The following is a 14,237-nucleotide window of genomic DNA, read 5'->3' on the forward strand; positions in this document are numbered from 1 at the left end:
ACGGAGTTTGCTGAGTTTACAGGCAGCGGCATAAACATACAGAGCCCTGGAGTGGTTAACATAAACGGCCTGAAAGTCCATCCGAACGGACAGCTTGAGCTTGTCGACGGTTCCATCGTTGATGGTCATACTCATGGTGGAGTAGTATCAGGAGGAAGCCGAACCGATCCTCTGGAGCCGTGATGATGATTAAACATTCCTTGCTATTCTCAATTCTGCTAATAACCACCACTCTTTCATATGCAGAGACGCTTGATGATTTTTTCAATAAAAATAAAGATCTAAACAATGATATTGAGATTAGATTAGCTATAAAAGAGAAAGCCTCTCAACTTGCTTTGTCAGAAGCATATGATGAGGGAGCAAATGACCTCTCTGCCAGGAGTGGCAGGCTGATGCGGGAGGATGGTGGTAGTTATGCTAGATATGCGGTCAAAACTCTTGTTGATGCTTGCAATAACATTGGCCCGTATCAAAGCATGCTTGATGATCAGGCGTGCAAAAGGCTAGAAGGTAAGGTTGCTGGCATTAAATAATGAAAGCCCACCATTGTGTGGGCTTCTTCTTAGCCGAATCTGTCTTTAAAGCTGATGTCGCTTTTTCTTTTTTTCATTTTGCTATTGCAGTTCGGACAAAGGTGTTGATTTTTGCCGTCGATCTTCCAGGTGTAGTAGTTCCGCTTAAACCCTATGCCGCATACATCGCAACGCCTTGGTTTGAAAAGGTTAACGAGAAATACTATTACGATTACACCAATAATCCATTCCATCATGTTCTCCAGAGGTTTTGCTATTTATCGTTGTCAAGATAACCCATGCGCTTCCCAAGGATTGCAGCAAGCCTTCTGTTATGTTCCTCTCCCTCGCGAAGAATTGCAGCGGTAAAGGGATCTCTTTTCTCAAGCTCAGAGAGAAACGCAGCTTTTTCCTCTGGCGTGGATTTTGAATCCAGAGCCGCCTGGGTTGAGTCAAAATCGACAATGTCGGTTTCAGCTATCAGCTTTTCTGTCTCCAGCGCATCCTGAAGGATCTGGACAATCTCAGAGTTCATAGACCTGCCGTTCCGCTTAGCGCGATCGGCTATGGCATCGCGCATGCCAACAGGCAACCTTACATTAAACCTGTCCATTTCTTGGCTAGGGAATTTGCTCATAAGTCCTCAAAGTTTCAATTTCGACGACAAACAATAGCACCAACTTGACATTGTTTTAAATGGTGCTAAATTGGTTCTAGTTCCAAATTGGTTTGGTGCTAAAACGGAGGAGAATATGAAAGACCTGTTACATAGCCAGCGCGTGATCGAGCAGTTCTCACTGAGACTGCCGGAAAGAGTCAAGAAAGCAGTTCAGGAAAAAGCAGAAGAAGAGGGGTTGTCATTGAATGCAGCGATCGTTCAGCGGTTGGTTTGGAGCTTAAAAAACGATGAGAAAATGTTCGGCGCCTAAAAACGACGAAACCCCAGTCGCGCCAACGACTGAGGTTTCTAAATTACCAGTTAACTACGAGAAAACTGACATGACTAGTTTAGCAATTGCAGATCGTACAATCAACGTGCCTTTCTACGGCAACTCTCTTTTTGTAGTTGAGCATAACGGCGAGGCCTACACGCCGATGAAACCGATTGTTGAGGGGATGGGGCTGGACTGGAAATCTCAGCACAAAAAGATTTCTCAGCGCTTTTACAAAGGTATGGTGGAAATCACCATACCCTCAGTTGGTGGTATTCAGTCAATGATTTGCCTCGCCCTGCGCAAGCTGGCAGCCTGGCTGAACAGCATCAGTCCCAACAAAGTTCGTCCTGAAATTCGCGATAACGTCATTCGCTACCAGGAAGAGTGCGACGACGTTCTTTACGAGTACTGGACTAAAGGCGAGGTTAAGAACCCGCGCAAGGCTAAAAAGTCACTACCCGGCAAAATCACCCCTGAGCAGCAGGAAGCCATTAAGCAACTGGTAATGACTCGCGGCAAGGCGCTGCCGAAAGAGAATCAGGCCAAAGCGATGATCACCATGTGGTCTTCACTGAAATCTCACTTTGGTTGCAGTTACAAAGAAATCAGCGACGACCAGTTTACCGAGGCCCTTTCTATCGCTGCGCGCGTACCTCTTGAGGGGGAATTCCTTGGCAAGCAGGAAACACTGCCAGAGCCGAAGTTTGACGTAAACATTCCGCTTCAATGGTGGATCGATAACAACCCGTTGGTTCGCAGTGGCAACCTGTCATTTGGGAAGTCTCTAACAGCCCCGTCCTTTGACGTGACGATGGAGATGCTTTGTGGTGACAACTCGACATCTGCAGCTATTCGCCTGATTAACGTTCTGGAAGAGGCCGGCTTTGATGTGTCGGCGCCGAAGGCTGAAATTGTGGCGATGCGCAAACATCTGGGTAATGTCGAGTACGGTATGAAGGCTATCGCAGATGCTTGCCGCCGGGCGAAGAATAAAACCATCTCGTTCCGCGGCGGAAAGGCTGAATATCTGATTGGTTAACTAACTACGAAATTTTCGTAGACATCATAAACCTCGCTTCGGCGGGGTTTTTTTATGGGCGAAATCCATGAAAACAATATCTCTCAAACTCGACCCCGATACCTGGGATCTTGTCCTTGATGAGCTGGGTAATATCGCCACGGTTGAAAATCCCTACGCCTGCGCTCAGGACGTAGCGACGGCATGCCTGGCTATACGCGGCGAGTGCATTTATGAAAAAGACACCGGCGTTAATTACAAAGAGCTTCTGAACGTTAAGGCCAGCACCGGCGCCATGGCGGCCGCGCTTCAGGTTGAAGCGTTGCGGATGAGCTATATCGCGCGCGCTGAGCCGACGCTGATTAACAACCGCGATACGCGCCGCACTACCGGCGTTATTGCGATCGTGGATACCAACGGCCTGGATTCCAGCGTCACCCTGTGAGGAAAAAATGACGACAATCTCTACGGCGGTACCGGCCGTGACCTTTTCTACCACTGGCCTTGATGTTCCAGATGAGGGAGACATTCTTGCCGGGCGTATAGCAGATATTGGTTCTGCATTCGGGACGGCGATGAGCACGAACCTCAAGACGCCGCAGGGGCAACTGGCTGTCACTGATACTGCAATCATCGCCGACAAGAACGATCAGCTTCTGGCTATCGTCAACAACATGAACCCGGACTTTTCCTCCGGCAGATTTCAGGATGGCATCGGCAGGATTTACTTCCTCGATCGCATTGCTGCTGCGGGTACGGTTGTAACGGCCACATGCTCCGGCGTACCGGGGACGGTGATCCCGGCGCAGTCCTATGCAACCGACGATAACGGTTATATGTACGTGTCCCTGGCGGCCGGAACGATAGGCGCCGACGGGACGGTAAAGATCGAGTTCCAGAACCTGACTACCGGGCCGATAGCTTGTCCCATCGGCACCCTGACAAACATCTATGTCGCGGTAAGTGGCTGGTCGAGTATCACCAACGAGACCGCGGGTGTACCGGGCTCGAATGTTGAAGGGCGATCTGCATTTGAGTATCGCCGTCGCCAGTCAGTGGCACGTAACGCCTTTAACACAGCAGCGGCTGTGCGGGCTGCTGTCCTGGAAGTCGACGGGGTGCTTGATGTTTATGTGATCGACAACAAAGAGCCCACTTCCGTCGACAAAGGTTCCACGAATTACACGCTGCTGGCCAGCTCGATTTATATCGGGGTTTATGGCGGGGCAGTGGCAGACATTGCAGCGGCCATCAATAAAAAACTTCCCCCGGGCATCGTTATGAACGGTGACACCACCGGGACCGTGCAGGATACCGAAAATTATGACGCCCCTTATCCGGAGTACACCTACAGGTGGAAAACTCTGGACGCGGTGAGTGTTCATATCAAGGTGGAATACGAGGCAAATGATGGCCTTCCGTCAGATATCAACGCGCAGATCAGAACGGTCGTCCTGAATGCCTTTACCGGCGCAGATGGCGGCACCCGGGCGCGTGCCGGCGCGCGAATTTATGGCAGCCGGTATATCGGACCCATTCAGGCGCTTGATGCACAGAACATGAACGTTCTTTCGGTCCAGATCTCTCTGGACGGAACCACCTGGTCTAGTGCGCTGACTATGGGGATAGATCAGGAACCGACCCTCGATACGACAAACATCATAACGGAGGCGGTAAGTGAATAATGTCGACTGGACGATCTACGCGCAGTACGTGAACTCAACCAGCCTGCGGTCACTGATTGATACCTTTAACGCTTCTGTAGCGCCAGAGGACTGGATAGACACGTTCTATGACCTCGTTTTCAACATCGAGACCTGTGGTGATTACGGGCTGATGTGCTGGGGTAAGATCGTTGATGTAGAGCGTTTGCTGACTGTGACGCCATCCCAGCAGTTTCTGGGGTTTGGCGAAGCGACCAGCACCCCGGCAGAACTCACCGACCCGCAACCCTTTAACCAGGCGCCTTTCTATACCGGCGTGCAGGACACGAACACTGTGGTCCTGACCAATGATGCATACCGCAAGCTGATCATGTGCAAAGCGATGGCGAACATCAGCGACTGCACCGTTCCGGTCATGAATCGCATGCTGATGTACATGTTCGGCGCCAGCGGGCGGGCTTACGTGCGTGACGATGGCAACCATGTCATGAGCTACGTATTTGAGTTCCAGCTTTCCGATTCGGAGCTGGCCATAGTGCAAAGCTCCGGCGCGCTTCCTTCCCCTTCAGGGGTAAAAGTTAACATCGTTCAGGAGGTCTGAATTGAATAATTCAGCCATACCGTCACGTCTGACGGTTGTATTTTCTGCGAGCGGCGACAAAAACACGATCCCGGTCAATTCCACCTCTGAAACGCTGGCTGACGGCCTGGCGGCGATGGATTCCGGTTTCCCGCCGCTGACCCGTATTGCTCTTTCTGCCGGCGGTAAGCCGCCAAGAGGTCAGGACTTTAACGGAATTTTTAATGACGTTTACACGCGCCTGCAATGGTCGGATGCCGGGATGGGATATCCCTTTAACGCGGATTTCAGAACGGCCATTTCAGGCTATCCGAAAGGCGCATTAATTCCATCATCAGACTACTCAGGGCAATGGCTGAATCTAAATAATGCTAATAACCTTAACCCTGAATCTCCTTATGGAGAACCCACTGGGTGGGTCCCTCAACATGCTTACGGAATTACATCAATTACCGGCCTTTCATCTTCTAATATCACACTGTCTTCACTGCAGGCTGCAAAGGAAAGAATATTTCTAAATGGAGCATTAACGGCAAATATAAATATAATTTTTCCATCCTGGATAAAAGAATGGGTTATTCATAATAACTGCACCGGAAATTTTACCGTTACCTGCAGAACAAGTTCAGGAAATGGAGTGGTAGTTACTCCAGGTACCGTTTCACGCATATTTTGCGACGGAATAAATATAATTGATGAAGCCTACATCCCTGGCCAACCCGGAGACATAAAATATACTGCCAGAAGCACAGCCCCTACCGGCTGGCTAAAAGCAAACGGAGATGCTGTTTCTCGAACTACATATGCAGCATTGTTCGCTGCTATTGGCACTACTTTCGGTGCGGGCGATGGTTCGACGACGTTCAACCTTCCAGATCTGCGCGGCGAGTTCATTCGCGGATGGGATGACGGGCGCGGAGTTGACCCGCAACGAGATTTAGGATCGTGGCAGAGGTCAACAAGTATTTCCCCATACGTTGGCGGCGTGAATGGTGAATTAATCACCGGTGTATTCGATGATGACGGGCGAAGCACCTACCAACCAACTTATTTGAGATACAAAATAACGGAGGGAGCCGTAAGCGGTTCACCACTGCAGACAGTAAGGCCGCGAAACGTAGCGCTGCTGGCGTGCATTAAATACTAACTCGCAATAATTCAATTAATAAGTTCAGGATTAGGCATGGCAACTACCGACACACAGCAAACGGCGCAGTTCGCGGCAGAGGCAGCCGTGAGTGCCGCAGAGGCAAAACAGTACCTTATCGAGGTCCAGCAGGGCTATCAGGATATTAGCGCCACCACTCAGGAAGCGATTAATGCAGCCACAGCGGCAGAGGCGGCGAAGAGCGCCGCAGAAACTGCTGAGCAAAATTCATCTACTTCGGCCGCAGCCTCATCCGAATCGGCAACTGCAGCCGCAGGTTCAGCAGCACAGGCTGAAGAGTATGCAGATAACGCTTCTGACTACGCACAGAATAAGTTCACGTTCTATAAGACTGCCAGCGATCCAGATGGCACTATTGCAGGGCTGGCAGCAACGACCGACGGCCAGTCGTTCTGGGTAGCCCAGGGCCCAGATGCACTTTCCGCTGCATGGCAGTATCAAAACAAAGCAGGCGTGGCCGTATTGCAGGCGAAGCAGCCAGGCACCTCGGCTATAACCGGGACAATCCGCGAATTTCCTACTCTAGCGGCTGCGCAGGCGGATGCAGACGCTGGAAATATTCCGGTGGGGTCAACAGCGTATTACCGCAGCTCTGATGACAGCGCTCTTGCGGTTGAGGTTATTAACAACGCCGGGACGCTGCAGCCTACCGGGCGGAAAATGCCGTCACAGAATTCAGTTAACCAGGCACTGATTGCGGCTGGGCAGGTGGCAACCGCTTCCTCTGTCCGTGATAACCAGTTACACGGCATGAGTATGCAGGACCGTCGCACGCTAGCCGCTGATTTCACGCAGTATCTGGCCGTATTCTCTGCCGGTGGCTCATCTGCTCTGAGTGGGTCTGGAACCTACGCTGAGCGCACGTTGATATCAATCGCGTCATTTTCTACTTCGTTTGCGACAGCACCCTGCATAATGACTATTACCGGTGCAGGCAGAACGCTGTTTAAGCGAGGCTTTTTCAGCGGCGAATCCCTGTCAGACGGCGTGTTAACTACCCCATATTTTGACGTGTCGATGCGTCAATTTACAGTTGATAGTGTTTCTGCAAGCGAAGTTAATACGTGGGTGCTAAAAGGCTCGATTAAACTGCCGAAATCTTATTCTTCGTCAGAAGGGCGCGTGCTGCGTGACCGCGAAAACTCTATTGCTATCGGTGTGTCGTCATCGGTATACACCTATACGGGTGACACGCTGGCATTTGACGCGGCTAATGCGCTCCTGTATGTCGCTGTCTCACGTTCGGCGATGACCTCAGCGGGGTATGATGACACCACAGATGGTGCGCAGAATTATTTCTGGGACACGTACGGTGGACTGATACTCAGCCAGCAGTCTACTGAATCGCAGACGCTACCGGAATACACCCTCTTTTTCTCTGAGGCGGGAGAGGTTTCTGTCATCACAGACCAGAACTGCACGGCGACTATTCAGGTGACAAAAAAACTGTCTCTTGACGTGGGGAAAATGCAGTCAGACGCCAATGCCGTGAATATTGCTGCAAATGCCCAGGCGTATGCCGCTGACAGATTGCGTGAACTCAATCTCGAATTGCAGGATTACCAGACTAATATCGGTTCAGTGGGTAACTTTGGGTCACAGGTGTCTTATAGCGCCACGATGAACGGCGGCAGTATTTTCACGCTGAATAAGTTGTCACTTTCCACTAACGTACGTCGCCTGGTCATGACGATGACCGACGGACTTGGTACTTCACAGAGCATAACTCTGCTGGAAGGCGAATCTACCGCTGGCGCCGTCCTGACAACGCCGTATGTCGATTTTGTGTTTCAGCCGTTAACACTCAACACACTGAGTATTAATACCGAAACAGGCCGTTCTACGTTCAAAATCCCCACAACACTTCCCGGGGCGCTTCCTGCTGACACAAAGCGGATCATCCGGGACAGGGCGGGGTATTTCGACGCGTACCAGCCGTCAACAATTTTTACCGGTACCACGCGAGGTATCACGTATGAATCGGCCACAGGCAGCCTGATTGTTGCCCTGATGAATGCGGACGTCACGGCAGCAGGCTATGCGCTGACCACCGCAGGGGTTATTCAATATGTGGTGGATAAGCTGGCGGGGTACGTGTTCAGTCAGGTCACATCTGTATCTGCAACAAAAACCTTCTGCAACATTTTTAAACTCGCCGGTGGTGCCGTCACCCTGACGACTGACGGGAACGCAACATTAACCGGCACATTCAACGGGCCAAAAATGACGACTGACGATTTAACGACATATCGACGCTATGAAGTTGTAGCGAATAACACGACTGATTACGCGAGCGGGAACCGTCCTGTAGTGATTAAATGCAAATTCCAGGCGGGTGAAGTACCTGACGATCGCTGTATTGTAGTGACAGATACGGATGGCACAGTGTACCCCGCGCAGTGGGCTGGCGAGGAGGACTTTAACCCCCGCCGCGGACGAAACCTGAGCTACTGGGCCGATGGCTCGCTGCGAAGCGGTGATTTGCTGATTATTGATGATATTCCGGCTAACTCGTCCAAAAAATATCTGCTGAAGGCTTATCCGACTCAACAGGACGCGTCTTCCTACCGCCGAACTAACCGGGAAACTGCAACCAGTCTTTTAGTGACAGCAGATGATGGCACTGAAGTGAGATTTGACAGCGTTGTCGGCTGGCTCCCGTACAAACTGACACGGGATGGCAGCAACTACACCAATATCTGTCAGCAACTGTATATCTCCTGCACAGGGACCGCCTGGTCTATCGTCGCAGCGAATTACACTGATTATTCGTATAAAATTATCAGTGACGGTCCTGTGTTTACTGAAATTGAGACGTCATTTATTAATGGGGTAATATCAGGGAATGTGCCCATCGCCGCCGGGGTGCTGAAACACAAATATCGCACGCGGGTATTTAAAAACGGTTATGTGCAAATTCACTCTGTGGCCCGACTTCAGTCAGAACTGGCTGAAAATGCACTTTTCGGCTGCATGACAAGAATGCAGCTAAATACGTCAGCGACCAAGTCGTATCGCACCGAATATAACGCTATCTGGACTGATAACTCAGTTCAGCGCTCAATTTCGATACTGAATTCGGGCGGTGACGTTCGTCGCGATGCCGCCGAGATTTCAACACTCGGAAACCGCCCCCCAGTTGCAGGAATGACGATTAACTCCAGTTATGTCAGATTTGACGGTGGGTGGGTGGCCGGGTCGACATACGGAGCAACAACCACAACGCTTGGCGCTCCGGCGGGCTGGGCCTGGCCCGTGGTCTTTGCAGTCAATCTGAATGAGGGCATTTCAGACACGACAGCCCTGTCCAACGTTGAGCTAAATCCGGTGGTTGGGTTTGCCTCCCGCGACTCAATTTACCCGCGATTCAGGCAGGCGAAACTGATGAGTCGTCTGGGGGATACTATCAGCGGTATTGCGGCATGGAATGCGCTGGATGCGACAAGTACCGACAACGGCGGCGGGATGTTCAACACCATTGCCGGCGATATTGTGCGCATGCTGCATCTGAAAATCGGCTCGTTTGAGACGGTGTATGCGAAGTTCTCCGCGTGGGCGACAACGTGGTACGGAAGTATCGGCAACATTCACCTCGGAAACGCAGCTGATTCCAAGTCGCTGCAGTTTGCCTCCCGCCTGGTACTCCCTCCGCTGTGGTGGCTCTATAAGCTCGCGGTGCTGAATGGTGACACGGAAAAACAAACCGAACTGAAAGTGGCCATCGGCAATCTGGCGGCGGATTGCTATTCGGCATTCGGTACGGTCGGTTCGGCAAACAGCAACTTCTATGCTGCTGCGTTCCGTTCATGGGCGATGGCGTATGCTGCGGGTCTGGATACCTCCGGGAGCTACGCTACGGCGATGACGATGGTTGACGGTCAGTTTTCATCCAGTACGTATTTTGCCGGGGTGAAAAACATTATTACCGATAACGTCACTGAGAATGTTCCGAAGCGTCGCTATCTGCATTATCAGATGTATGCCTGGAACAACTACCTGATCGGATGCAAAGCAGCGGGACGGGCATCGGTCCTTAACATGGAAACCTATGCGTTAAATGCTGTATCGGGTTACGGTGGGCTGAAGGAAGTGGACTACTGCATAGCCGAATCGCGTCGCGGGCAGCCGACAACGGTTGGATTCATGCTGTACCCTCTCCTGCATTCTGGTGATAACTCCTGCCTCGAAGCAGCTGAGCGCCTGATGGATGCGTTTGATGAGTATGGTGGTTCGAATACCGACGGGCAGATCAAGCTGTGGGATCTGGATTTTTATTCGGTGATATCCACGACTTTCTCAGAGTATACGTTTGCCTGCAATATTATGGCCGACGCATGGATGCAATACTGGCTGGATAACAACCAGTAGCACTGACGCCATGGAAGGCAAAAATGCTTGAATGATCTCGCGACGATAAGCCCTGGACGATGTTACTGTCATCGGCGTCGTGACGTTTACTATCTGCGATGTGCGCCAGGACAATGCGGTTGTTTAGTTGCTGTCGATGAATGGAAGAGCTAGTGGTTTCTGTGTCGTAGATGTGGCGTGACAGGAATGCACGATAAAGACATGGATGTATTCAAACGACACGAAACGACACAAAACCGGATGCGAACGCGGAAAAAATGTGTGATTACAGTGTGTTATTTAACGCTCTACTTTCTTCTAAGCCGTAGGTCACAGGTTCGAATCCTGTAGGGCGTGCCATTTAATAATCAATCACTTATCAACTTCCTCCAGTCGCTGATTTTTCCTTGTGGGACATATTTGGGACATCTTCTGCAAAAATTTGCAAAAATTGAGTCAATTTGACGTGCGTGCTCAGTTAAATGGTTAGGTGCCAGGTGAGCATATCGACGGACCATTTCGATGATTCTAATGTCTTGTAGTATCTGTCGGACGATGGCCAGTCAGAGTACAGCATTACTGCTCTGTAATATCGAACAGAATGGTTAATGCTGGTTATAGCTGAGTGCAGAATAAGCGCTCTGCAGGAATGTGAAAATATGTTGCCGGTAACAGGCTAATAGTCATTATAGCTTTAGGTTCTGTCTGACTGGGTTAAATATCGCATTTTAAGCTGGCGTGAAGTACAGTTGTTATAGATCAATATTGAACACTATTTGAAAGCATACCCTCGATGTTCATCCACTGCCTGGAAAGATCCGAATGAACATCAAATTCGTCGCCATCTCCGTATTCGCTGTTGTTTGCGTCTTTGCATCAGATATTTCCATCGCCAAATCGAATTCCTTAAGCGATGATCAGGTCAGTCAAAGGATTATTGATGATTCTGTCGCATCCTACCCCGGTACTTGTGCCTGTCCCTTCAATACCGCCCGGAACGGCAGCTCGTGCGGTGGCCGCAGTGCCTGGAGCAAAGCTGGTGGGTACTCACCTATTTGCTACAAGAAAGAGGTAACAAAGGAGATGGTTAAGGCGTGGCGACAAGAGAATCAATGATAACGATCAATATCTGAACCAGGTGATTACTTACACTGGAATAGTAGTTTAAATAATATTAAATGATTATTTCGAATACTGCAGCCCATTTGCAGTAAGCACTGTTCTGGTAGAGGCGGCAGAGGCCACGGCGTATATCTTTTTACCTTGTGATATTTGAACCCAGCAAATCTATTTCCCCTGCCTGATAGACTTAGTGTCACCGTATCCTGTTACTAAGAGCACGGGGCTACCTACTCATAAGACACTTCCTCTTCTTACGAGGAAACCGGTTCAGCGTGTTGTGTGTGGAGACAGTACCCATCAACTCAAACTGATAACAAAAAGTTTAATTTTTTTCCCCGCCGCGCTGACTATAGTTAGGGCACTTTCACTTGCCCAATAAGGTCACGATTATGAAATTAGTTATCGCCTCCGTAATTTCTCTGCTCAGCTTCAGCGCGCTGGCGGCGCCAGAGGGGACGCTCAGCGTACACATTCTTAATCAGCAAACCGGGCTCCCTTCACCGGGGGTGCAGATTGAGCTGGATAAACAGCAGGGGGAGAGCTGGCAGCATATCGCCACCGGTAAAACGGATGCCGATGGGCGGATTAAATCGCTCTATCCGCAGGCGGAGAATATGGAGCCGGGGGTGTATAAAGTGACGTTTAAAACCGGTGACTATTTTAAAAGCCAAAATATGAATACGTTCTTCCCGGTGATTCCGGTTATTTTCAATGTCACAAAGCAAAATCAAAAACTGCATATCCCGCTGCTGCTCAGTCAGTACGGATACTCTACCTACCGCGGCAGCTGATGACCCAAGCCGCTATCCAGCCAACGCCTGCGCGGCTTCCGCAGGCGTCACGCTTTTCTCGCACCACGATGTCCATGCCTAACGCTCGGTCTCTTTCTCTTTAAAGTGTTTAACGGCTTCGTCGTACATCGCCAGCAGGCCGGAAATTTCGCCTTCATATTGCGGCACGCGCTGGGCGCGAACGAGCTCAATCAGCAGCGCATAGGCTGCTTCTTCCGGGGCCGCATGTGGATTGATCAGTCCAGACATATCACCTCCTTAACAGTGGGCCTTTAGCCTACCCCTCGGCGGGAAAACGCAACAGCCTGATATGCAACCAGTACTTCTTATATGGCTCTTTTGAAACCTCTGAGGCGAAGACCACGGCGGAAATCAATTGAAGGAGGGGTTATCCAGACCACTGGCGTGGCGGTTAGCGGTGCATCTACACCGGCAGGAGGCTCATCATCAGCCAGGCGATGGCGATGCAGATAAGGGTCATCGACAGCACAAAATTCATGGTAGCTCCTCTTCATCCTTTCTTTACTCAACGTAAATTTTGACAGCGATGATCGCCTTTATCCTTGGCGATTTGTGCCGCTATCCGGCGGTGGGCTGGGGAAAGACGGCCTGTTTCCCCGTGAAGGCCAGCAAAATATCCTCTTTGTCAGGGTTATAGTGATGACATCAATGAATAAGCTGCATCACATTGGTTATGTTGGTCTTTCCGCCTGAAGAATGACTTCGGGTCGCTGATAAGCTTGCTGGGGGAATAACAGGATGAGCACTACACCGTTAACGCTTTCTTTTGCCGGACAACAACCGCCCCTCGCCCTGCCGCAGGTGCCGGGAACGCGGGGGCCGGTGGGAGTCGACATGCGCGGGCTAGATCAGTCCGGATTCTGCAGCTATGACCCCGGCTTCGCCAACACCGCCGGATGCCAGTCGGCGATCTCGTGGATCGATACGGAAAACAGCGTGCTATTGCACCGCGGCTATCCGGTGGATCAGCTGGCTCGCCAGTGCGATTTTCTCGAAGTGGCCTACATCATGCTGAACGGTGACGCGCCGGATGAGGCCAGCTATCAAACCTTTCGCGAGACCATCACCCGCCATACTCTGGTCCACGAGCAGATAGCCCGCATGTGCAGCGGCTTTCGTCGCGATTCGCACCCGATGGCGCTGATGTGCGCCCTGGTGGGGGCGCTGGCGGCGTTCTATCATGATGTACTGGATGTGGAAAATCCGCAGCACCGGGCGCTGGCCGCCACCCGGCTGCTGTCGAAAATGCCCACTATCGCCGCCATGAGCTACAAGTACACCATTGAACAACCCGCCGCGTATCCGCGCAACGATCTCTCCTATGCCGGAAATTTCCTGCAGATGCTGTTTGCTATCCCGGCGGAGAAATATGTTCTGAATCCGGTCATCGAGCAGGCGATGAACCAGATCCTGGTGCTGCATGCCGATCACGGGCAGTGCGCCTCGACCACTACGGTGCGCGCGGCGGGCTCCTCCGGGGCGAACTTATTCGCCTGCGTCGCCGCCGGGCTGGCGTCGCTGTGGGGGCCGATGCATGGCGGAGCAAATGAATCGAGCATGCGAATGCTGGAGGAGATTGAAAGCGTCGATCAGGTTCCGGCGTTTCTGCGCCAGGCGAAGCGCGATCCGCAGGCATTTCGCCGGCTGGGTTTTGGCAACTCGCGCTACCGTCACCGTGACCCGCGCGCCGATATCCTGCGTGAAACCAGCCATCGGGTGCTGGCGGAGGTAGGCATGTCTGACCGCCTGCTGCAGGTGGCGATGGCCCTTGAGGACGTGGCGCTGACCGACCCCTATTTTGTGGACAATGGCCTGTCGCCAAGCGTGGATTTCTATACCGCGGTGATCCTTAAAGCGATGAATCTGCCTTCGTCGATGTTTGCGGTGGTCACCGCGGTCGGTCGGACGGTCGGGTGGGTGGCGCACTGGAACGAGATGCACCAGGCGCCGCTGACCATCTACCGGCCACGGCAGATTTACGTTGGCGAGGGCTATCGGGATTACGTCTCCCGACGCGGCGAGCGGTCTGCTGAGCTAAGGTAATGCCTTACAGGCAGGAGGCGCGCGGCGTCTTCC

Annotated in this window: 12 protein-coding genes; 10 read left to right on the plus strand and 2 right to left on the minus strand. The window is 51.6% G+C overall.

What is annotated here, in order from left to right; all coding sequences use genetic code 11:
* Window positions 1–789: 789 nt before the first annotated feature.
* Complete coding sequence (locus KPHS_12860) at window positions 790–1,050, minus strand: hypothetical protein (RefSeq protein YP_005225586.1); 261 nt, start codon at window positions 1,048–1,050, stop codon at window positions 790–792.
* A gap of 217 nt (window positions 1,051–1,267) precedes the next feature.
* Here KPHS_12860 and KPHS_12870 point away from each other — a divergent pair, with 217 nt between their 5' ends.
* The 8 genes from KPHS_12870 to KPHS_12940 all read left to right on the plus strand — a co-directional run bounded on the left by KPHS_12870 (window position 1,268) and on the right by KPHS_12940 (window position 12,140).
* Window positions 1,268–1,444 (plus strand): Arc family DNA-binding protein, encoded by a 177-nt coding sequence (locus tag KPHS_12870; RefSeq protein ID YP_005225587.1) that lies wholly within the window; start codon window positions 1,268–1,270, stop codon window positions 1,442–1,444.
* 106 nt (window positions 1,445–1,550) lie between these two features.
* Window positions 1,551–2,489: an antirepressor protein gene (locus KPHS_12880; RefSeq protein YP_005225588.1), complete on the plus strand. Its 939-nt coding sequence runs from the start codon at window positions 1,551–1,553 to the stop codon at window positions 2,487–2,489.
* 67 nt (window positions 2,490–2,556) lie between these two features.
* The gene (locus KPHS_12890; protein YP_005225589.1) at window positions 2,557–2,913 is read left to right on the plus strand and encodes a hypothetical protein; all 357 of its coding nucleotides are present in this window, start codon (window positions 2,557–2,559) and stop codon (window positions 2,911–2,913) included.
* 7 nt (window positions 2,914–2,920) lie between these two features.
* A complete protein-coding gene (locus tag KPHS_12900) occupies window positions 2,921–4,153 on the plus strand; it encodes a baseplate J/gp47 family protein (protein ID YP_005225590.1) in 1,233 nt (410 codons plus the stop codon).
* Window positions 4,146–4,733, plus strand: a complete 588-nt coding sequence (locus KPHS_12910) for a DUF2612 domain-containing protein (protein YP_005225591.1) — start codon at window positions 4,146–4,148, stop codon at window positions 4,731–4,733. Before KPHS_12900 ends, KPHS_12910 begins: the two co-directional genes overlap by 8 nt.
* A gap of 1 nt (window position 4,734) precedes the next feature.
* Window positions 4,735–5,859, plus strand: a complete 1,125-nt coding sequence (locus KPHS_12920) for a tail fiber protein (RefSeq protein ID YP_005225592.1) — start codon at window positions 4,735–4,737, stop codon at window positions 5,857–5,859.
* A 36-nt stretch (window positions 5,860–5,895) separates the two neighbouring features.
* A complete protein-coding gene (locus KPHS_12930) occupies window positions 5,896–10,248 on the plus strand; it encodes a hypothetical protein (protein YP_005225593.1) in 4,353 nt (1,450 codons plus the stop codon).
* 1,490 nt (window positions 10,249–11,738) lie between these two features.
* Window positions 11,739–12,140, plus strand: coding sequence for a hydroxyisourate hydrolase (locus KPHS_12940; RefSeq protein YP_005225594.1), 402 nt, complete (start codon window positions 11,739–11,741; stop codon window positions 12,138–12,140).
* Between the two features lie 78 nt (window positions 12,141–12,218).
* Here KPHS_12940 and KPHS_12950 read toward each other — a convergent pair whose 3' ends face one another.
* Window positions 12,219–12,389: a hypothetical protein gene (locus tag KPHS_12950; RefSeq protein YP_005225595.1), complete on the minus strand. Its 171-nt coding sequence runs from the start codon at window positions 12,387–12,389 to the stop codon at window positions 12,219–12,221.
* A 324-nt stretch (window positions 12,390–12,713) separates the two neighbouring features.
* On the opposite strand from KPHS_12950, the gene KPHS_12960 reads away from it, so the two are divergent.
* Both KPHS_12960 and KPHS_12970 read left to right on the plus strand, forming a co-directional pair.
* Entirely contained in the window at window positions 12,714–12,854 is a 141-nt protein-coding gene (locus KPHS_12960; protein YP_005225596.1) for a hypothetical protein, read from the plus strand.
* Window positions 12,855–12,899: 45 nt separating this feature from the next.
* A complete protein-coding gene (locus tag KPHS_12970) occupies window positions 12,900–14,204 on the plus strand; it encodes a putative citrate synthase (protein ID YP_005225597.1) in 1,305 nt (434 codons plus the stop codon).
* Window positions 14,205–14,237: the final 33 nt, after the last annotated feature.

The organism is Klebsiella pneumoniae subsp. pneumoniae HS11286 (assembly GCF_000240185.1).
In the GTDB taxonomy this organism is placed as follows: Bacteria; Pseudomonadota; Gammaproteobacteria; order Enterobacterales; family Enterobacteriaceae; genus Klebsiella; species Klebsiella pneumoniae.

What these genes read in the sequence shown, in the direction of transcription:
- KPHS_12860 (YP_005225586.1), bottom strand. Translation starts at nt 1,050, where the DNA reads ATGAACTCTGAGATTGTCCAGATCCTTCAGGATGCGCTGGAGACAGAA.
- KPHS_12870 (YP_005225587.1), top strand. Translation starts at nt 1,268, where the DNA reads ATGAAAGACCTGTTACATAGCCAGCGCGTGATCGAGCAGTTCTCACTG.
- KPHS_12890 (YP_005225589.1), top strand. Translation starts at nt 2,557, where the DNA reads ATGAAAACAATATCTCTCAAACTCGACCCCGATACCTGGGATCTTGTC.
- KPHS_12900 (YP_005225590.1), top strand. Translation starts at nt 2,921, where the DNA reads ATGACGACAATCTCTACGGCGGTACCGGCCGTGACCTTTTCTACCACT.
- KPHS_12930 (YP_005225593.1), top strand. Translation starts at nt 5,896, where the DNA reads ATGGCAACTACCGACACACAGCAAACGGCGCAGTTCGCGGCAGAGGCA.
- KPHS_12940 (YP_005225594.1), top strand. Translation starts at nt 11,739, where the DNA reads ATGAAATTAGTTATCGCCTCCGTAATTTCTCTGCTCAGCTTCAGCGCG.
- KPHS_12950 (YP_005225595.1), bottom strand. Translation starts at nt 12,389, where the DNA reads ATGTCTGGACTGATCAATCCACATGCGGCCCCGGAAGAAGCAGCCTAT.
- KPHS_12970 (YP_005225597.1), top strand. Translation starts at nt 12,900, where the DNA reads ATGAGCACTACACCGTTAACGCTTTCTTTTGCCGGACAACAACCGCCC.